Below are 19,335 nucleotides of genomic sequence, written 5' to 3' on the forward strand. Positions count from 1 at the left end.
GTTCTGGTGAGCTGGCCGGCACGTCAGCGGCTGCTCGAACTGGTCGCCGGGCTGGTCCCGCCGGCGGCGGCCGACTGCGTCCGGGTGGGCGTGGACGGCGTCGACGGGGCCGGCAAGACCTGCTTCGCCGACGAGCTGGCCGCCGTCCTGCGCCACCAGGGCCGGCCGGTCATCCGGGTACGCCTGGATGACTTTCACCACGTCCGCGAGATCCGCTACCGGCGGGGCCGCGCGTCGGCGACCGGCTTCTGGTTGGACTCCTATGACTACCCCCGGCTGTGGGCCGAGGTGCTGGCTCCGCTCGGGCCCGGCGGCAGCCGCCGGTACCGGCCGGCCGGGCACGACCTGGCGACCGATCAGGTGCTCGCGCCGCCGCTGGCCGACGCCCCGGCCGGCGCGGTCCTGGTGCTGGACGGGATCTTCCTGCATCGCGACGAGCTCGCCGGCGCGTGGGACCTGTCGGTCTTCCTTCAGGTCGGCTTCGGTGAGGCAGCCCGCCGGATGGCGATCAGGGACGGCTCCGATCCGGACCCGGAGCACCCCAGCCTGGCGCGTTACCTGCACGCCCAGCGCCATTACCTCACCGGCTGCCAGCCGTCCCGGCGTGCCGACGTGGTGGTCGACAACACCGCGCTGGCCGCTCCGGTGCTGGTCAGCCTCGTTGCGCGCCGGGAATCCTCGGCAGCACCGCGGTAGGGATCGGCGTCGTCGGCGGCAGCCCGAGTTCGGCGGCCGGCATCGTCGCGGTGGCCCCCGGCTCGGTGGCCCCTGGCTGCGCGGTCACGGCCGGCATCGTCGCGGTCGCGGCCGGCGGCGCCTCGGTGTCGAGCACCTCTACCACGTCGAGCACCACCACGGTCACGTTGTCGTTGCCGCCGGCGGCCAGGGCCCGGCGCACCAGCTCGTCGGCCGCCGCCTGCGGGTCAGGGGTGGTGGTCAGCAGGTCGGCGATGACGTGGTCCTCCAGCTCGCCGGTCAGGCCGTCCGAGCAGACCAGGAACCGGTCTCCGGCCACCGGTTCCACCAGCCAGACGTCCGGCGCCGGGCCGGGGTTCGAGCCCAACGACCGGGTCACCACGTTGCGCCGGGGATGGGACCGGGCCGCCTGCGCGCTGAGCCGGCCGGCGTCGACGAGCTCCTGAACCGCCGAGTGGTCCACGGTCAGCTGGCCGAACCGGCCTTCGGTGAGCCGGTAGACCCGCGAGTCGCCGACATTGAACACCGCCAGCCGCTCGCCCCGCTCAGTGCCCACCACGCCGACCCCGGTCAGGGTGGTGCCCATTCCGAGCCGGTCATCGCGCTCGGAGCTCGCGGACAGGATGTGCTCGTTGGCTTGCCGGACCGTCTCGGTCAGGTCTTCGGCGCGCATCGGCGCCTGCTCGGCCAGCCGGGCGAACTCGGCGACCGCCAGCTGGCTGGCCACCTCGCCCGCGGCGTGCCCACCCATGCCGTCGGCCACCACGAACAGGCCGGGGACCGCCAGCAGGCTGTCCTCGTTCAGCGTGCGTACCCGGCCGACATCGGTGGCCGAACCCCAGCGCAAGGTGAGCATCGGTGGGCGGCGTCCCTTCGTTGCGGTTCTCGTTGCGTCAAGCGGCTCGACGCCCGGTCAGAGGCCTGTCACTCAGGTGTTCGGGCGCCTGGTCGAGTTGGCAGTGTATTGGCCCGGGCAGTCGCCCGCCGGTTATGACCTGCGAGGTCTGTGACCTGCGAGGTCCCGGGTTCACATCGAGCCCGGCGGGCCGCCCTTGTCACGCCGGCGCAGGTAGCGCTCGAACTCCTTGGCGATGGCATCGCCGGAGGCCTCGCGCATCTCACCGTCGTCGTCGCGCTCCTCGAGGTTGCGGATGTACTCGCGCACGTCCTCGTCCTCGGCGGCCATCTCGTTGACCAGCTTCTGCCAGTCATCGGCCTGGGCCGGCAGCTCGCCCAGCGGCACCGCGATGTCGAGCACCTCTTCGACTCGGTGCAGCAGGGCGATGGTGGCTTTGGGATTGGGCGGCTGTGCCACGTAGTGCGGCACCGCGGCCCAGAACGAGATCGCCGGGATGCCGACCCGCACGCACGCCTCCTGCAGCACGCCGACGATGCCGGTCGGGCCTTCGTAGCGGGACCGGTCCAGGCCGAACCGGGTGGCGCTGGCCGTGTCGTAGGAGGTGCCGGTGACCGGGGTGGGCCGGGTGTGCGGGGAGTCCGACAGCAGCGCGCCCAGCGTGACCGCGGTCCGCACCCCCAGCTCGCGCATGATTTCCAGCAACTCCTCGCAGAAGCCGCGCCAGCGCATGTTGGGCTCGATGCCGCGGACCAGCACCAGGTCGAAGTCCGCGCCGGCCGGCCGGCACACCGACAGCCGGGTGGTCGGCCAGCTGATCCGGCGCGACACGCCGTCCACCAGCGAGACCGTGGGGCGGTTCACCTGGAAGTCGTAGTAGTCATCCGGGTCCAGCGCGGCCAAGGGGGTTGCCGACCAGGTCAGCTCCAGGTGCTCGATCGCGCCGGTGGCGGCGTCACCGGCGTCGTTCCAGCCCTCGAAGGCCGCGACGAGAACCGGGTCCTTGAGTTCCGGCCAGTTCTCGAATTCCGTCATCTGCCCAGCTTAGGACTCCACGCCTGCGGCTGGAGCGGCAACAGGCCGTGACCTTGGGTGACCGGCAGCACCGCGACGCACCGCCGGTCCTAGCACGCAGGCTGACGTCGGCGCCCCTTGAGCCCGGTAAACTCGTCGGCGTGCCTCTGGATCCCGCGAGCGACCCCTTTCTGTCCGCCCTGACCGAACGAGTGCTGGTCGCCGACGGCGCGATGGGCACCATGTTGCAAGCCGCGGACCTCAGCCTTGCCGACTTCGAGGACCTGGAGGGCTGCAACGAGATCCTCAACGTCACCCGGCCCGACGTGGTGGCCGGCGTGCACGAGGCCTACTTCGAGGCCGGCGCCGACGCGGTCGAGACCAACACCTTCGGCGCCAACTGGGCCAACCTCGCCGAGTACGACATCGCCGACCGGATCCACGAGCTCGCCCTGGCCGGCGCGCGGATCGCCCGCGAGGTCGCCGACCGGCACTCCACGCCCGAGCGCCGGCGCTTCGTGATCGGCTCGATCGGGCCGGGCACCAAGCTGCCGACGCTGGGCCACGTCCACTTCACCAAGCTGCGCGACGCCTACTTCGAGCAGGCCACCGGCCTCATCGAAGGCGGCGCGGACGTCCTGCTGGTCGAGACCTCGCAGGACCTGCTGCAGACCAAGTCCGCCATCATCGGGTCCAAGCGGGCGATCGAGGCGTCCGGCCGGCAGTTGCCGGTCATCGCCCAGGTCACCGTCGAGACCACCGGCACCATGCTGCTGGGCTCCGAGATCGGCGCGGCCCTGACGGCCCTGGAGCCGCTGGGAATCGACCTGATCGGATTGAACTGCGCCACCGGCCCGGCCGAGATGAGCGAGCACCTGCGCTACCTGTCCCAGCACGCCAAGATCAACCTGTCGGTGATGCCGAACGCCGGCCTGCCCCAGCTCGGCCCGAACGGCGCCTGGTACCCGCTCACTCCCGAGGAGCTCGCCAGCTCGCTGGCCTCCTTCGTCACCGAGTTCGGCACCGGCCTGGTCGGCGGCTGCTGCGGCACCACGCCCGAGCACATCAGGCAGGTGGCCGAGCGGGTGGCCGGTCTCACGCCGGCGCGGCGGCAGCCCAGGTCCGAGCCGTCGGTGGCCTCGCTCTACGCCAGCGTGCCGTTCCGCCAGGACGCCTCGGTCCTGATGATCGGCGAGCGCACCAACGCCAACGGCTCCAAGGCGTTCCGGGAGGCGATGCTCAACGCCGACTACTCCGAGTGCGTGGAGATCGCCCGCTCCCAGAGCCGGGACGGCTCGCACCTGCTGGACGTCAACGTCGACTACGTGGGACGCGACGGCGCCGCCGACATGCGCGAGATAGCCGGCCGGTTCACCACCGCATCGACGCTGCCGCTGATGCTGGACTCGACCGAGCCGGAGGTCATCGAGGCGGGCCTGGAGATGGTCGGCGGCCGTTCGATCGTCAACTCGGTCAACTTCGAGGACGGCGACGGCCCGACCTCGCGCTACGCCCGGATGCTGCCGCTGATCAAGGAGCACGGCGCGGCCGTGGTCGCCCTCACCATCGACGAGGAGGGCCAGGCCCGGACCCGGGAGCACAAGGTCGCGGTCGCCGAGCGGCTGATCAACGACCTGACCGGCAACTGGGGCATCCCGCTGAGCGACATCATGCTCGACTGCCTGACCTTCCCGATCGCCACCGGCCAGGAGGAGACCCGCCGCGACGGCATCGAGACGATGGAGGCGATCCGGGAGCTGAAGCGGCGCTACCCCGAGGTGCAGACGACGCTGGGGCTGTCCAACGTCTCCTTCGGACTGAGCCCGGCTGCCCGCCAGGTGCTGAACTCGGTGTTCCTGCACGAGTGCGTCGAGGCCGGCCTGGACTCGGCGATCGTGCACGCCTCCAAGATCCTGCCGATGTCGAAGATCCCGGCCGAGCAGCTGGAGGTGGCGCTGGACCTGGTCTATGACCGCCGCCGCCCCGAGAGCGTGAACGACGACGGCACCGTGAACGAGGCCTATGACCCGCTGCAGCGGTACCTGCAGCTGTTCGAGGGGGTCTCCTCGCAGTCCACGGCCGCCTCCCGCGCGCAGGAGCTGGCCCTCCTGCCGCTGGACGAGCGGTTGCAGCGCCGGATCATCGACGGCGAGCGCAACGGGCTCGAGGCGGACCTGGACGAGGCCATGCTCACCCAGACCCCGCTGCAGATCATCAACGAGACGCTGCTGTCGGGCATGAAGACGGTCGGTGAGCTGTTCGGCAGCGGCGAGATGCAACTGCCGTTCGTGCTGCAGTCCGCCGAGGTGATGAAGACCTCGGTGGCCTACCTGGAACCGCACATGGAGAAGGCCGACACCGACGGCAAGGGCACCATCGTGCTGGCCACCGTCAAGGGCGATGTGCACGACATCGGTAAGAACCTGGTCGACATCATCCTGTCCAACAACGGCTACACCGTCGTCAACATCGGGATCAAGCAGCCGATCACCGCGATCCTGGAAGCGGCCGAGGAGCATCACGCCGACGCGATCGGGATGTCGGGGCTGCTGGTCAAGAGCACCGTGGTGATGAAGGAGAACCTGCAGGAGATGAACTCCCGCGGGGTGTCCGGGAAGTTCCCGGTGCTGCTCGGCGGCGCCGCGCTGACCAGGGCATACGTCGAGCAGGACCTGAGCGAGATCTTCACCGGCGACGTCCGCTACGCCCGCGACGCCTTCGACGGCCTGCGGCTGATGGACGCGCTGATGGCGGTCCGCCGGGGCGGCGTCGCCGTCGACCCGAACGGCCCGGATGACACCAAGCTCTCCGACGAGGAGAGTCGCAAGCTGGCCGAGCGCAAGGCCCGCCGCGAGCGCTCGCTGCGGATCGCGGCCGAGCGGCGCGCCGCCGAGGAGGCCGTCGAGGACCCGCTGGAGGGCACTCGTTCGGACGTGGCCACCGACGTGCCGGTGCCGACCCCGCCGTTCTTCGGCTCGCGGGTGGTCAAGGGCATCGCGCTGGCCGAGTACGCCTCCCTGCTGGACGAGCGTGCCACCTTCATGGGCCAGTGGGGCCTCAAGGGCGGCCGCGGCGGCAAGGGCCCGAGCTATGAGGAGCTGGTCGAGACCGAGGGCCGGCCCCGGCTGCGGTACTGGCTGGAGCGCTTCCAGACCGAGAGCGTCCTGGAGGCGGCGGTGGTCTACGGCTACTTCCACTGCGTGAGCGAGGGCAACAAGCTGATCATCCTCGGCGAGAACGGCGGTGAGGCCGAGTCCTTCGAGTTCCCGCGCCAGCGCCGGGATCGGCGGCTGTGCCTGGCCGACTTCTTCCGCTCCCGCGAGTCCGGCGAGACCGACGTGGTGGCCTTTCACGTCGTGACCATGGGCGCGCGGATCTCGGAGTTCGCCAACGAGCTGTTCGCGGCGAACAACTACCGCGACTACCTGGAGGTGCACGGGCTCTCGGTGCAGTTGACCGAGGCGCTGGCCGAGCTGTGGCACCGCCGGGTCCGCGAGGAGCTGGGCTACTCGGCTGAGGATTCCCAGGAACTGGACGAGATCTTCAAGCAGGGTTACCGCGGCTCCCGGTACTCCTTCGGCTACCCGGCCTGCCCGAACCTGGAGGACCAGGAGCAGTTGTTCCGGCTGCTCAAGCCGGAGCGGATCGGGGTCGAGCTGTCCGAGGAGTTCCAGCTGGTGCCGGAGCAGTCCACCTCGGCGATCATCGTGGCGCATCCCGAGGCCAAGTACTTCGCCGCCAAGTGAACGACCTGACCGGCGGTTTGGCATTGGACGGCGGCCTGCAGGCCGTGCTGTGGGACCTGGACGGGACCCTGGTCGACACCGAGCCGGCCTGGTTCGCGGCGGAGTACCGGCTGGTGGAGTCCTTCGGCGGCAGCTGGGATGACGCGCACGCCCTTGCCCTGGTAGGCAACCCGCTGCTGGTGTCGGCCGCCTACCTCCGCGAGCACGGCGGCGTCGCGCTGCCGCTGGACGAGATCGTGGACCGGCTGCTGGCGGAGGTGGTGGCCGCCGTCGAGCGCGAGGTTGTCTGGCGTCCGGGGGTGCGCCGGCTGCTGGGCGAGCTGCGGACGGCCGGGGTGCCGTGCGCCATGGTGACCATGTCGTACCAGTCCCTGGCGCAGTCGGTGGCCGGACAGCTGCCGGCCGGCACCTTCGCCACCATGGTGACCGGCGATCAGGTGGCCCGGGGCAAGCCTGACCCCGAGGCGTACCTGACCGCGGCTCAACGGCTCGGGGTGCAGCCGTCGCGGTGTGTGGCGATCGAGGATTCGCCGGCCGGTGTCGCCTCGGCCGAGGCCGCGGGATGCGTGGTGCTCGCGGTGCAGAATCAGGTGCCGCTGGCCCCCGCGCCGGGCCGGACCGTGCTCGATGACCTGGCCGCCGTGTCGGTTGCCGACCTGCGGGCGCTGATCTCGGACTACGCCGAACTCTGACCGGTCACAAGCCGATGCGCCGGCCCTGACGCTCTGGTCGGAACGTTCTGACTAGACCGGCGGCTCGGGTGCTGCGCCTACCTCGGCGCTGGGGCCGGTCACCGCCTGCCGGTCGCTGATCGTCTGGGCCAGCGCGTCGAACGGGAAAGGCGGCGGGGTGCCGCCCTTGGCCGGGCACAGCTGCTGGTGGCTGCACCAGTCGCACAGCTTCGACGGGCTGGGCCTGAAGTCACCGGTCAGGGTCGCCGCGGCGATCGCCTTCCAGATGGCCTGCAGGGTGCCCTCGAAGCGCGCCAGCTCCTCGGCCTCGGGCTGGTAGCTGAGGGTGTCGGTGTCGGCGAGGTAGATCAGCCGCAACTGGCGGGGCACCACGCCGCGGGTGCGCCAGAGCACCAGGGCGTAGAACTTCATCTGGAACAGCGCCCGGGCCTCGAAGGCCTCGCGGGGGATCGAACCGGTCTTGTAATCCACCACCCGCAGGTCACCGGCCGGTGAGATGTCGAGCCGATCGATGTAGCCGCGCAGCCGCAGGCCGTCCAGCACCACCTCGACCAGCTCTTCGCGAGCGGCCGGCTCGAGCCGTCGCGGATCTTCCAGCGCGAAGTAGTTCTTCACCAGCTCTCGGGCCGACTCGAGCCAGGCGGCCAGCTCGGCGCCCTGCTCGTCGTCGTCGAACAGCTGAGCCAGCTCGGGATGGGCCTCGAGCAGTTGCTGCCAGGACGGCGCCACGTCGGCCTGGGCCTGCTCGACGGTGCGCTCGGCCGCGGGCAGGTCATACAGGTGCTCCAGCACCGCGTGCACCACGGTGCCACGGGTCGCGGCCCGGCTCGGCGTCTCGGGAAGCCGGTCGATGCTGCGGAACCGGTAGAGCAGCGGGCAGGTCTTGAAGTCGGCGGCCCGCGACGGCGACAGCGAGCCGAGGATGGCCGGCGGCAGCGCGGTCAGCTCGGTCGGCGGCCCGGCCAGCGTGGTCTGCTCGCCCGGGGTCAGCTCGCCCGGCGCCGGCGGAGTCAGCTCGCTCGGTGCCAGCAAGGCCTGCTCGCCCGGGGCCGCGTCCAGCAACTCGGTCTGGGTCATGGCCGCAAGACTAGGTGGCGGCACTGACAGAATTGCCGAACCGCTCCGCGCGTCGGCTCGACGGCGAAGTGTGACCAGCCAGTTCAACGCTTTCACTGCCAGCACCCATCATAGCCAGCGCAGGTGCTTGACCGGCCAGCTGACCGCGACCGCCCGGCCCTCGATGCTCGAACCCGCGATCACCCCGAAGACCCGGGAGTCCAGCGAGTCGCAGCGGTTGTCGCCCATCACGAAGTACTGGTCCTCAGGCACCTTGACGGCAGCGAAGTCCGCGGTCCCGCCGCAGGCCGGATGGACGTAGGGCTCGGCGAGCGCCTTGTCGCCGATGAACACCCGTCCGTTCCGGCCGCTGACCGTCTCGCCCGGCAGGCCGATCACCCGCTTGATGAGCTCGGGCGCCTCTGGCGGGGCCAGTGGCGGCCGGTCGAAGACCACCACGTCGGACCGGGCCACCGAGCTGAACCGGTAGGACAGCTTGTCGACCAGCACCAGGTCTGGTTGGCAGTTCTGGCAGCCGTGCAGCGTCGGCTCCATAGAGCCCGACGGGATGTAATAAGAGGTGACCACGAAGCTTCGCAACACCACGACGGTGACCGCGACGGCGAGCAGGAATCCCAGCGTGCGGGTCAGCCGGCCGACCCAGGTGCCCGGCCGATCGGCTCCGGCCGGGCCGTTCGCCGATACCGCGGCTGCCGGTGCTCCGGACGCCCCTGCCGGCCCAGGTATCCCGGACGGCCCGGACGGCTCGGACGGCTCGGACGGCTTGGACGCGCCAGAAGACCCATGCTCCGCGGCCTGGCCCGCCCGCCGTTCGGCGACCCTGGCCTGGATGCGGGCACGCAGGTCCGGTTCGGACCCCGCGTCCGCGGATCGCTCACGTTCTGCCACAGCCGTCAGGCTAAACCGTTGCGGGCTCGGCGGCTGGCCGCCGGCCGCCTGCGTGGCGCGATAGACCTGGTCGTGACCCTCACCTCGTAGGATCAAACGGGTGAGCAGCCCCCGGTCAGCGCCTGACCCGCGAGTCAACGCCAATGGCTGGTTGCTCCGGATCGGCTCGGTGCTGGGCGTGCCGATTTTCGTCACGCCGAGCTGGGTGCTGGTGGCGGGCTTCATCACCATCAGCTACGCGGGCTTTCTCCGCCAGCAGATCCCGGGTGCCTCGGAGGGGTTCTCGTACGCCCTCAGCCTGCTGTTCGCCGTTCTGCTGGCGGCCTCGGTGCTGCTGCACGAGGTGGGGCACACAGTGGTCAGCAAGGTGATCGGCCTGCCGGTGCGTCGGATCGTGGTGTTCCTGCTCGGCGGGGTGTCCGAGATCGAGGGCGAGGCCAGCCGGCCCCGGGACGAGTTCGCGATCGCGGCGGCCGGACCGCTGGTGTCGCTACTGCTGGCCGTGGGCTGCTGGGCGACGAGCCTGCTGCCGGCATCGCAGTCGGCGGTCGCGGTGCTGTTGCTGCTGCTGGCTTGGAGCAACCTGATAATCGCGGTGTTCAACGTGCTGCCCGGCCTGCCGCTGGACGGCGGCCGGCTGGTGCAGGCGCTGATCTGGAAGCTGGGCGGCTCCCGGCTGACCGGTGTGCGGATCGCCGCCTGGTCCGGTCGCGTGGTGGCCGTGCTGCTGGGCCTGGCCGTCGTGTTCGGCCACGCGCTGCTCGGCGGCGACTCGCCGGCTGACATGGCCACGGTCGTCTCGACGGTGATGGGGTTCGCGGTGGTCGCGTTCCTGTGGTTCGGCGCCAGCCAGTCGTTGCGGATGGCAGAGCTCAGCGCCCGCGCGGCGAGCCTGCGGCTCGGTCAACTGCTGCGGGCCTCGCTGTACCTGCCGCCCTACACCCCGGTCTCCGAGGCGGTCCGGCAGACGGCGGTGACCGGCGCCACCGGCATCGTCGTCATCGACGGGCAGGGCCGCAGCCGGGCCCTCGTGGACGAGTCCCAGATCGCCAAGATCCCGGCCGACCGGCGGCCGTGGACCTCGCTGGCCGAGGTCGCCCGGGAACTCCAGCCCGGCATGTTGCTGGCCGAGGACCTGTACGGCGAGCCGCTCATCGACACCCTGCGGGCGCACCCCGCCTCCGAGTACCTGGTGGTGGGCAGGGACGGGGTGGCTCGCGGGATCGTCACGGCGGTCGACCTGGCGCGGGCCCTGGGGTTGCCCAGCCCCAAGCCGCAGCGGCAGTCGCTGAACTGACATCGCTGCCTGAACCGATTAGCCTTCCTGGTGCTAACCGTCCAGCTCTACTTTAGACTTTTGACAGATTGGTTTCTTCTTCCGTGCTCGATGTGACAGCCGACCAGACCACCGACCCAGCCCGGTTCCGGGTCGGTGACCGGGTGCAGCTGACCGATCCCAAGGGACGGCTGCACACCGTCACGCTCGAGGCGGGCAAGCAGTTCCACACCCATCGGGGCGCCATCTCCCACGACCACCTGATCGGCGTCGAGGAGGGCTCGGTGGTGTTCTCCACCGCCGGCACCGGCTACCTCGCGCTGCGCCCGCTGCTCAGCGACTACGTCCTGTCGATGCCGCGCGGCGCCGCCGTGATCTACCCCAAGGACGCGGCCCAGATCGTGGCCCAGGGCGACATCCACCCCGGAGCGCGGGTGCTGGAGGCCGGAGCGGGCTCGGGAGCCCTGACCTGCTCGCTGCTGCGGGCGGTCGGGCCCACCGGCACGGTGATCTCCTACGAACGCCGGGCCGACCACCTCGAGCACGCCCGGCGCAACGTCGACGCGTTCTTCGGCGGCGCTCCCGAGAACTGGGACCTGCGGCTGGCCGACCTCGGCGAGCACCCGCCGTCCGAGGTGGTCGACCGGGTCATCCTCGACATGCTGGCGCCCTGGGATGTGCTCAGCGCGGTGGGCCCGGCGCTGCGCTCGGGAGGGGTGCTGATCGGTTACGTGGCCACCACCACCCAGCTCTCCCGGCTGGTCGAGGCGCTGCGCGACGAGGGCGGCTGGACCGAGCCGCACGCCTGGGAGTGCCTGGTGCGCAACTGGCACGTGGTGGGCCTGGCGGTCCGGCCCGATCACCGGATGCAGGGCCACACCGCTTTCCTGGTCACCGCCCGGCGGCTGGCGCCCGGGGTGGTGGCGCCGACCCGGCAGCGCCGGCCGGCCAAGACGGTCGAGCTCGAGGTGGCGTTCGGCGTGGTGGTGGAGCCGCCGGAGCCTGACGCCGACCAGCGGCCGGACCGGATGCCGCTGCCCTGAGCACGCCCTTCAGAAGTCCGGCTTCAGGCGTCCGGGCCGGCCACCAGCACGCCGTCGGCGGCCCGGGCCACGTGGATGCAGTTGCCAGGGCAGTCCTTGGCCGAGTCGATGACGTCCAGTCTCAGATTGGCCGGCACGCCGACCCTGGCGCCGTCGCTCTGCTTGAGCTCACCCGCCGCGTCCTTGACGTAGGCCAGGCCGTCGACATCGAACTCGAAGACCTCCGGGGCGTACTGCACGCACAGTCCGTCACCGGTGCACAGCTGCTGATCGATCCACACTTCGAGCACTTCGGAGTCCGTGCCGTCCTCTGCCACCGTCGGTCCTAACTGCGCGAGATCTGCTCCGCCACCGCGAGGTTGCCCGGTTCGGCGGCAGCGTACTGGATTGATACCTGCACATCACAGTAGTTGCCTCGCGGATTCACTCTGCGTGTGTAGGGTGAAAATCGAGCAGCGGCCCTCACTGCTCAGGCAGTTCCATCGAAAGGGTACTTAGATGGCGGAAGAATTCGGCACCGATCGAGGCTCTGGCAAGCCGGATGCGGCGGAGCTCGCGTATGAGATACAGATCCTGCGCGCCCGTATCGCCGAGTCTCCTCGTCAGATCCGCGCGCTCGAGGACCGGCTGGTCGAGACCCAGGCCCGGGTGGCCTCGCTGACCGACCGCAACGAGCGGCTGGCGGACACGCTGCGTGACGCCCGCGACCAGCTGGTCACCCTCAAAGAGGAGATCGACCGGCTCGCGCAGCCCCCGTCCGGCTACGGCGTCTTCCTCGAAGCCGTGGACGAGCACAGCGTCGACATCTTCACCGGCGGCCGCAAGCTGCGGGTCGCGGTCTCTCCCGAGGTCGGCATCGACACCCTGGAGCACGGCCAGGAGGTCATGCTCAACGAGGCCATGAACATCGTCCAGGCACGCGGCCACGAGCGGGCCGGCGAGGTGGTGATGCTCAAGGAGATCCTCGAGGGCGGCGACCGGGCCCTGGTGATCGGGCACACCGACGAGGAGCGGATCGTCCACATCGCCGACGTCCTGCGCGGTTCGCCGCTGCGGGTCGGCGACTCGCTGCTGCTGGAGCCGCGGTCCTCCTACGTCTACGAGCGGATTCCCAAGAGCGAGGTCGAGGAACTCGTCCTGGAGGAAGTCCCCGACATCGACTACACCGACATCGGCGGGCTCAGCAAGCAGATCGAGCAGATCCGCGACGCCGTGGAGCTGCCGTTCCTGCACGCCGACCTGTTCCGCGAGCACCAGCTGCGCCCGCCCAAGGGCATCCTGCTCTACGGCCCGCCCGGCTGCGGCAAGACCCTGATCGCCAAGGCGGTGGCCAACTCGCTGGCCAAGCAGGTGGCCAGGGTGCGCGGCGACACCGAGAAGGGCCGCTCGTTCTTCCTCAACATCAAGGGCCCGGAGCTGCTGAACAAGTACGTCGGAGAGACCGAGCGCCACATCCGGCTGGTGTTCCAGCGGGCCCGTGAGAAGGCCAGCGAAGGCACCCCGGTGATCGTGTTCTTCGACGAGATGGACTCGATCTTCCGGACCCGCGGCTCGGGGGTGTCCTCCGACGTGGAGAACACCATCGTGCCCCAGCTGCTGAGCGAGATCGACGGCGTCGAGGGCCTGGAGAACGTGATCGTGATCGGCGCGTCCAACCGCGAGGACATGATCGACCCGGCCATCCTGCGACCCGGCCGGCTGGACGTCAAGATCAAGATCGAGCGTCCGGACGCCGAGGCGGCCCGCGACATCTTCGCCAAGTACATCCTCACGTCCCTGCCGATCCACGACGAGGACCTCGCCGAGCACGGCGGCTCGCGCGAGGCCACCGTGAACGCGATGATCCAGCACACCGTGGAGCGGATGTACACCGAGAGCGAGGACAACCGCTTCCTCGAGGTGACCTACGCCAACGGCGACAAGGAGACCCTGTACTTCAAGGACTTCAACTCCGGCGCGATGATCCAGAACATCGTCGACCGGGGCAAGAAGATGGCGATCAAGGACCTGCTCACCACCGGCCAGCGCGGCCTGCGGATGCAGCACCTGCAGGCTGCCTGCGTCGACGAGTTCCGCGAGAACGAGGACCTGCCCAACACCACCAACCCCGACGACTGGGCCCGCATCTCCGGAAAGAAGGGCGAGCGGATCGTCTACATCCGTACGCTGATCTCCGGCGGCAAGGGCAGTGAGTCGGGGCGGGCCATCGACACCATCTCCAACACCGGGCAGTACCTGTAGCGATATCGAGTTGAGGCACCCGCGATGATTCCCGGGTGAGCGGATGGCGGCAGCGGCTGCGGTCCCAGGTCATCGACCTGGGGCCGCTGCGGCGTCACCGGGACTTCAGGCTGCGCACCATCGCCGCCAGCATCTCCGTCTTCGGCACGTACTTCACCATGATCGCGGTGCCGATCCAGATCATGCGGCTCACCGACTCGACGGTGGCTGTCGGCCTGGTGGGCGCGGTCGAGTTCGTCCCGATCGTCGCGGTCGGCCTGCTCGGCGGGGCGATCGCGGACCGGTTCGACCGGCGCAAGGTGGTGCTGGTCTCCGAATTGGGCGCGCTGGCCTGCACGCTGGTGCTGCTGCTCAACTCGTTGTTGCCGCAGCCGAAGCTGTGGGTGATCTACCTGATGGCCGCCGGCGCGGTCTCGGCCAGCTCCCTGCAGCGGCCCAGCCTGGACGCGATGCTGCCCCGGTACGTGCCGCACGCCGAGATCCCGTCGGCCAGCATGGTCAACAACCAGGCCTGGGGGGTGGCCGGCATCGCCGGCACCATGCTCGGCGGGGTGCTGGCCAGCACCAGCATCAGCCTCGCCTACACCGTCGACGTGGCCAGCTTCGCGCTGTCCCTGCTGGTCTTCCTGCGGCTGACCCCGCTGCCCCGCACGCTCAGCACGGTGGTTCCCGGAATCCGGGCCACGCTGGCCAGCGTCGGCGAGGGGGTCAGGTACGCGATCGGGCGCAAGGACCTGCTGGGCACCTACCTGATCGACACCATCGCCATGACGATGGCGATGCCGATGGCGCTGTTCCCGTTCTTCGCCGCCGAGCTGGGCGCCCCGCACGCGGTCGGGCTGCTGTACGCCGCGGACTCGGTGGGCGCGTTGCTGGCCGGTCTGGTCTCGGGCTGGGTCCGCCGGGTGCACCGGCACGGGCTCGCGATCATCGTGGCCGCGCTGTGCTGGGGCGCGGCGATCGGGCTGGCCGGCCTGATGCCCAACCTCGGCCTGGTGCTGGTGTTCCTGGCCTGCGCCGGCGCCGCCGACATGGTGTCGGGCACCTTCCGCGCGATGATCTGGGACCAGACCATTCCGGACGAGTTGCGCGGCCGACTGGCCGGCATCGAGCTGCTGTCCTACTCGATCGGCCCCACGCTGGGCAATGCCCGGGCCGGGTTCATGGCGGTCGGCGGCGTGCGGTTCGCCATCGCCAGCGGGGGCATGTTGTGCGTTCTGGGAGTCGGCGCCGCGGCCGCGGCCCTGCCTCGCTTTCGTTCTTACGACACCCGCACGGACGAGTTCGTGCTGGCCGAACGGCAGCGCCGCAGCGCGCCGGCGAGCAACAGCCCGACCCCGCCCGGCGAGCCGAGCACGTAGCCTTGCTCTCATGAGTGAGCATCGCAGCGAGCCAGTCAAGCGATGAGCGCTTGCGCGAAGAGCAGGGAGATCGAGTGAGCATCGCAGCGAGCGCCAGCGAGCGAGGAGCGGAGCGAGTCCAGCGATGAGCGCTTGCGCGAAGAGCAGGGAGATCGAGTGAGTGTCATCCGGGTGATGGGCACCGAGGTCGAGTACGGGATCAGCCTGCCGGCCAACCCCAACGCCAACGCGATGCTGCTCTCGGCCCAGGTCGTCAACGGCTACGCCTCGCTGCTGCCCGGCGGCCGCCGCCGGCGCCCGGGCTGGGACTTCGAGGAGGAGTCCCCGCTGCGCGACGCCCGGGGCTTCGACCTGTCCGGCCCGAACAACGTCGCCGAGCAGTTCCTCGACGACGAGGAGGACGCCGGCCTGGCCAACGTGGTGCTGCCCAACGGCGCCCGGCTCTATGTCGACCACGCCCACCCGGAGTACTCGACGCCGGAGGTCACCTCACCGCTGGACGTCGTCCGCTTCGACAAGGCCGGCGAGCTGGTGATGACCGCGGCGGCCCGGCAGGTCGAACGGCTCAGCGGCACCACCATCACGCTCTACAAGAACAACACCGACAACAAAGGCGTCTCCTACGGCGCGCACGAGAACTACCTGATGAGCCGGCAGACCCCGTTCGCCGCCATCGTCAGCCAGCTCACCCCGTTCTTCGTGACCCGGCAGGTCGTCTGCGGCGCCGGCCGGGTCGGCATCGGCCAGGACGGCCACCACCACGAGTTCCAGATCAGCCAGCGGGCCGACTTCTTCGAGGTCGAGGTGGGGCTGGAGACCACCCTGAAGCGACCGATCATCAACACCCGGGACGAGCCACACGCCGACGCGGAGAAGTACCGGCGGCTGCACGTGATCCTGGGCGACGCCAACCTCGCCGAGCTGTCCACCTTTCTCAAGGTCGGCACCACGTCGCTGGTGCTGGCGATGATCGAGGACCACTGGCTCGGCGATGACCTCAGGATCGTCGAACCGGTGCGAGAGCTGCGGGCGGTCAGCCACGACCCGTCGCTGCGGCACGCCATGCGGCTGCAGGACGGCCGGACGGTGACCGCGCTGCAACTGCAGGTGGAGTACCTGGAGCGGGCCCGCAAGTACGTCGATGACCGTTACGGCAGCGACGTCGACCCGCAGACCGCGCAGGTCCTCACCGAGTGGGAGTCGGTGCTGACCCGGCTGGCCGAGGACCCGATGCTGCTGGCCGGCGAGCTGGACTGGGTGGCCAAGCTGCGGTTGCTGCGCGGCTTCGCCGACCGGGACGGCCTGGACTGGTCCTCGCCCCGGCTGCACGCCATCGACCTGCAGTACGCCGACATCCGGCCCGGCAAGGGCCTGTTCCACCGGCTCGTCCAGCGGGGCTCGATGCGCACCCTCATCGACCCGCACCAGGCCGTCACCGCGATGAACGAGCCGCCGACCGACACCCGGGCCTACTTCCGCGGCGAATGCCTGCGCAGGTACCCCGACGCGGTGGCCGCGGCGTCCTGGGACTCGGTGATCTTCGACGTCGGGCAGCAGTCGCTGGTCCGGGTGCCCACCCTGGAACCGCTGCGCGGGTCCAAGGCGCACGTGCAGGATTTGCTGGACCGGTGCCCGACCGCGCAGTCACTGGTGCAGGAATTGCTGGGCCGCTGACTTTCGCTATGCCAACATTCACAGCTAATTGCCGATCCACGCGGCAACCGCGCAGCCTGAACTACTAGTGTCGAGGAGTACTCGCCGCCTGGCGGGTCTGCGGAGGTAATCATGGCCAGTCACGAAGGTGGGCAGTCCCGTCCCGCCAAGCAGCGCGCGGATGTCGACGAGGTAGCCGAGGACACCAGCACCGATATCGCCGAGCGTCACGAGAAGCTCAGCGACGACGTCGACGCGATCCTGGACGACATCGACGAGGTGCTCGAGACCAACCCTGAGGACTTCGTCCGGAGTTTCGTCCAAAAGGGCGGCCAGTGAGCGGTCACGGCGACAAGGCTCATGGACTACTGCGGTACGCGACGGCTCCCGGCTCGTCGTCCTTCGTCGAATTCATGTCGGCAGCCGCCGCCGAGCTGCTGCCCGGCCACCGCGCGCACGCCGTGAACGGGCCGGCCGGGCACGTCGCGGGGGCGGTGCACGCCACGACGATCGTGGCCGCGACCTTCAACGGCGGCGTGATCATGGCCGGTGACCGGCGCGCCACCATGGGCAACCTGATCGCCCAGCGCGACATCGAGAAGGTCTTCGCCGCCGATGAGCACTCCCTGGTCGGCATCGCCGGCACCGCCGGCATCGCGATCGAGCTGGTCCGGCTCTTCCAGGTCGAGCTCGAGCATTACGAGAAGATCGAGGGCACCGCGCTCACCCTCGACGGCAAGGCCAACCGGCTCGCGACGATGATCCGGGGCAACCTGGGCGCGGCCATGCAGGGTCTGGCCGTGGTGCCGCTGTTCGCCGGCTATGACGTCGACAGCGCGGCCGTCCAGGGTTCGGCCACCGCCGGGCGGATCTACAGCTACGACGTCACCGGCGGGCGCTACCCGGAGCAGTACTACCACTCGGTGGGCTCCGGCTCGGTGTTCGCCAAGGGCGCGCTGAAGAAGCTCTGGCGCCCGGGGTTGAGCGAGGAGGAGGCGGTCGCGGTCGTGGTCGAGGCCCTCTACGACGCGGCCGACGACGACTCGGCAACCGGTGGCCCGGACCTGACCAGGCGGATCTACCCCGTCGTCTACGCGGCCACCGCCGACGGCACCCGCCGGGTGGCCGAGAGCAGCCTGGACGCCGTGGTGCGGGCGCTGCTGGAACGTCGCGCGACCGCGCCCGGCTCCTGAGCCACCGCACGACTCCGTCATCAACGGCCAGCCGCCGGCTGTCGAACCTAGGAACCGGAGAAACATCTCATGTCGATGCCGTTCTACGCCTCGGCCGAGCAGATCATGCGCGACCGGTCCGAGTACGCCCGCAAGGGGATCGCTCGCGGCCGCAGCGTGGTGGTGCTGACCTACGCCGACGGCGTGCTGTTCGTCGCCGAGAACACCAGCTCGGCGCTGCACAAGGTGTCTGAGATCTATGACCGGATCGGTTTCGCCGCGGTCGGCAAGTACAACGAGTTCGAGAACCTGCGGGTGGCCGGCATCCGGCTGGCCGACCTGCGCGGCTACTCCTACGACCGCCGGGACGTCACCGCCCGGGCGCTGGCCAACGCCTACGCCCAGACCCTCGGCTCGATCTTCACCGAGCAGCAGAAGCCCTACGAGGTCGAGCTGTGCGTGGCCGAGGTGGGCCCGGTGGCGGGGGAGGACCAGCTCTACCGGCTGTCCTATGACGGCACCATCGTCGACGAGCCGGACTTTCTGGTGATGGGCGGCCAGGCCGACACGGTCGCCGGCGCGCTCAAGAAGTCCTACCGCGCCAACCTGCCGCTGGCCGAAGCGGTGTCGGTCGCGGTCCAGGCGCTGGGTTCGGTCGGCGGCGAGGGCGGCGCGGGCCGGGTGCTGGTGGCTGAGAGCCTCGAGGTGGCGGTGCTGGATCGCAACCGGGGCAACCGCAAGTTCCGGCGCATCGTCGGCCCCGCGTTGAGCAGCCTGCTGCCGGCCAACGGCTCCGTCGCGGCCGAGCCGCGGTCCCAGGTCACCGCGGCGGACGGCACGCTGGTCGAGTCCACCGGTCCTGTCGAGGGCGGCGGGGCCGCTGAGGGCACGAGCACTGGCACCGGGGGCCTGGGCACCGCTGACGAGGCCACCGGAGCCGACACCCCGCCGACGCCGGCCGGCCCGGACGAGTCCTGACCCAGCCGCGACCACCTTGAGGCCGACGAGCGGGGCAAGATCATCTACCTGGTGCGCGACGCCTGAGAACTGGTGCGGACGCCTGAGGGCTGGCGCTGGACGCCCGCCGGCGAGACTCAGCCGGCCACCACGTCGTCGCCGGACAGGCTGACCTTCACCGAATCCAACGGCGCCCGGGCCGGGCCCCGCAGCACCGCGCCCTTGAGGTCGAAGAGCGAGCCGTGGCACGGGCAGTCCAGCTCCTTGCCGGCCGGTATCACCGTGCAGCCCTCATGGGTGCAGATCGCGCTGTACGCGGCAACCGTGGTGTCGGTCGGCCGGGTGATGATGATGTCCCCGCCGTCCGGGCCGCGGGCCGAGATGGCCTCGCCGACCTTGATGTCGGACAGCTTGGCCAGCGACTTGCCCGAGGCGGCCGCGCTGGAGCTGGGGGCGGCGGCGCTGGTGGACCCGGTGGCCGCGCTGGAGCCGGTGCCAGCGGGTGCGCTGGTCGCCACGGTCGGCTCGCTGGTGGGCGACTTCGCCTGCGAGCAGCCGATCAGGGCGATCCCGGGTATCCCCACGGCGCCGACCGCCAGCACGCTGCGGCGGCTGACACCCGTGGCCGGCGAGTGCTCGTCGTTGTGCTCTTTGCTCATCAAC

General features: G+C 70.3%; 17 protein-coding genes. 11 read left to right on the plus strand and 6 right to left on the minus strand.

Going from position 1 to position 19,335, the window contains the following annotated elements:
• Positions 1–6 precede the first annotated feature (6 nt).
• Positions 7–696: a hypothetical protein gene (locus VF557_16510; protein HEX8081815.1), complete on the plus strand. Its 690-nt coding sequence runs from the start codon at positions 7–9 to the stop codon at positions 694–696.
• Here VF557_16510 and VF557_16515 read toward each other — a convergent pair.
• Both VF557_16515 and VF557_16520 read right to left on the minus strand, forming a co-directional pair.
• Complete coding sequence (locus tag VF557_16515) at positions 653–1,552, minus strand: PP2C family serine/threonine-protein phosphatase (protein HEX8081816.1); 900 nt, start codon at positions 1,550–1,552, stop codon at positions 653–655. The two genes, VF557_16510 and VF557_16515, sit on opposite strands and share 44 nt — an antisense overlap.
• Positions 1,553–1,723: 171 nt before the next feature.
• Complete coding sequence (locus tag VF557_16520) at positions 1,724–2,587, minus strand: PAC2 family protein (GenBank protein HEX8081817.1); 864 nt, start codon at positions 2,585–2,587, stop codon at positions 1,724–1,726.
• 140 nt (positions 2,588–2,727) lie between these two features.
• Here VF557_16520 and metH point away from each other — a divergent pair, with 140 nt between their 5' ends.
• A complete protein-coding gene (gene metH, locus VF557_16525) occupies positions 2,728–6,312 on the plus strand; it encodes a methionine synthase (GenBank protein ID HEX8081818.1) in 3,585 nt (1,194 codons plus the stop codon).
• Positions 6,309–7,004: an HAD family phosphatase gene (locus VF557_16530; protein HEX8081819.1), complete on the plus strand. Its 696-nt coding sequence runs from the start codon at positions 6,309–6,311 to the stop codon at positions 7,002–7,004. Before metH ends, VF557_16530 begins: the two co-directional genes overlap by 4 nt.
• Positions 7,005–7,055: 51 nt before the next feature.
• On the opposite strand, the gene VF557_16535 is transcribed toward VF557_16530, so the two are convergent.
• Entirely contained in the window at positions 7,056–8,081 is a 1,026-nt protein-coding gene (locus tag VF557_16535; GenBank protein ID HEX8081820.1) for a RecB family exonuclease, read from the minus strand.
• 108 nt (positions 8,082–8,189) lie between these two features.
• A complete protein-coding gene (gene lepB / locus VF557_16540; protein ID HEX8081821.1) occupies positions 8,190–8,969 on the minus strand; it encodes a signal peptidase I in 780 nt (259 codons plus the stop codon).
• Positions 8,970–9,069: 100 nt separating this feature from the next.
• Between lepB and VF557_16545 the strand changes: the two genes are divergently transcribed.
• Both VF557_16545 and VF557_16550 read left to right on the plus strand, forming a co-directional pair.
• A complete protein-coding gene (locus VF557_16545; protein ID HEX8081822.1) occupies positions 9,070–10,266 on the plus strand; it encodes a site-2 protease family protein in 1,197 nt (398 codons plus the stop codon).
• Between the two features lie 68 nt (positions 10,267–10,334).
• On the plus strand, positions 10,335–11,288 hold the full coding sequence (locus VF557_16550) for a tRNA (adenine-N1)-methyltransferase (GenBank protein HEX8081823.1): 954 nt from the start codon (positions 10,335–10,337) through the stop codon (positions 11,286–11,288).
• 23 nt (positions 11,289–11,311) lie between these two features.
• On the opposite strand, the gene VF557_16555 is transcribed toward VF557_16550, so the two are convergent.
• The gene (locus VF557_16555) at positions 11,312–11,605 is read right to left on the minus strand and encodes a ferredoxin (protein ID HEX8081824.1); all 294 of its coding nucleotides are present in this window, start codon (positions 11,603–11,605) and stop codon (positions 11,312–11,314) included.
• A 181-nt stretch (positions 11,606–11,786) separates the two neighbouring features.
• On the opposite strand from VF557_16555, the gene arc reads away from it, so the two are divergent.
• The 6 genes from arc to prcA all read left to right on the plus strand — a co-directional run bounded on the left by arc (position 11,787) and on the right by prcA (position 18,693).
• Positions 11,787–13,529 carry a proteasome ATPase gene (gene arc, locus VF557_16560; GenBank protein HEX8081825.1) on the plus strand — a complete coding sequence of 581 codons (1,743 nt, stop codon included), beginning with the start codon at positions 11,787–11,789 and terminating at the stop codon, positions 13,527–13,529.
• A gap of 35 nt (positions 13,530–13,564) precedes the next feature.
• Positions 13,565–14,890 (plus strand): MFS transporter, encoded by a 1,326-nt coding sequence (locus VF557_16565; protein ID HEX8081826.1) that lies wholly within the window; start codon positions 13,565–13,567, stop codon positions 14,888–14,890.
• Positions 14,891–15,046: 156 nt separating this feature from the next.
• On the plus strand, positions 15,047–16,564 hold the full coding sequence (gene dop, locus VF557_16570) for a depupylase/deamidase Dop (protein ID HEX8081827.1): 1,518 nt from the start codon (positions 15,047–15,049) through the stop codon (positions 16,562–16,564).
• A 111-nt stretch (positions 16,565–16,675) separates the two neighbouring features.
• A complete protein-coding gene (locus VF557_16575) occupies positions 16,676–16,882 on the plus strand; it encodes a ubiquitin-like protein Pup (protein HEX8081828.1) in 207 nt (68 codons plus the stop codon).
• Between the two features lie 74 nt (positions 16,883–16,956).
• Positions 16,957–17,736 (plus strand): proteasome subunit beta, encoded by a 780-nt coding sequence (prcB, locus tag VF557_16580; GenBank protein ID HEX8081829.1) that lies wholly within the window; start codon positions 16,957–16,959, stop codon positions 17,734–17,736.
• Between the two features lie 69 nt (positions 17,737–17,805).
• On the plus strand, positions 17,806–18,693 hold the full coding sequence (gene prcA, locus VF557_16585) for a proteasome subunit alpha (protein HEX8081830.1): 888 nt from the start codon (positions 17,806–17,808) through the stop codon (positions 18,691–18,693).
• 116 nt (positions 18,694–18,809) lie between these two features.
• Here the strand turns inward: prcA and VF557_16590 are convergent, their stop codons facing one another.
• A complete protein-coding gene (locus VF557_16590) occupies positions 18,810–19,331 on the minus strand; it encodes a Rieske (2Fe-2S) protein (GenBank protein ID HEX8081831.1) in 522 nt (173 codons plus the stop codon).
• Between the last annotated feature and the right edge of the window lie 4 nt (positions 19,332–19,335).

Origin of the sequence: Jatrophihabitans sp. (assembly GCA_036389035.1) — a bacterium.
GTDB lineage: Bacteria > Actinomycetota > Actinomycetes > Mycobacteriales > Jatrophihabitantaceae > Jatrophihabitans_A.

Bases quoted from the DNA above. Each gene is read 5' to 3' on its own strand.
- VF557_16515 (HEX8081816.1), bottom strand. From the start codon at position 1,552: ATGCTCACCTTGCGCTGGGGTTCGGCCACCGATGTCGGCCGGGTACGC.
- VF557_16520 (HEX8081817.1), bottom strand. From the start codon at position 2,587: ATGACGGAATTCGAGAACTGGCCGGAACTCAAGGACCCGGTTCTCGTC.
- VF557_16535 (HEX8081820.1), bottom strand. From the start codon at position 8,081: ATGACCCAGACCGAGTTGCTGGACGCGGCCCCGGGCGAGCAGGCCTTG.
- arc (HEX8081825.1), top strand. From the start codon at position 11,787: ATGGCGGAAGAATTCGGCACCGATCGAGGCTCTGGCAAGCCGGATGCG.
- VF557_16575 (HEX8081828.1), top strand. From the start codon at position 16,676: ATGGCCAGTCACGAAGGTGGGCAGTCCCGTCCCGCCAAGCAGCGCGCG.
- prcB (HEX8081829.1), top strand. From the start codon at position 16,957: ATGTCGGCAGCCGCCGCCGAGCTGCTGCCCGGCCACCGCGCGCACGCC.
- prcA (HEX8081830.1), top strand. From the start codon at position 17,806: ATGTCGATGCCGTTCTACGCCTCGGCCGAGCAGATCATGCGCGACCGG.
- VF557_16590 (HEX8081831.1), bottom strand. From the start codon at position 19,331: ATGAGCAAAGAGCACAACGACGAGCACTCGCCGGCCACGGGTGTCAGC.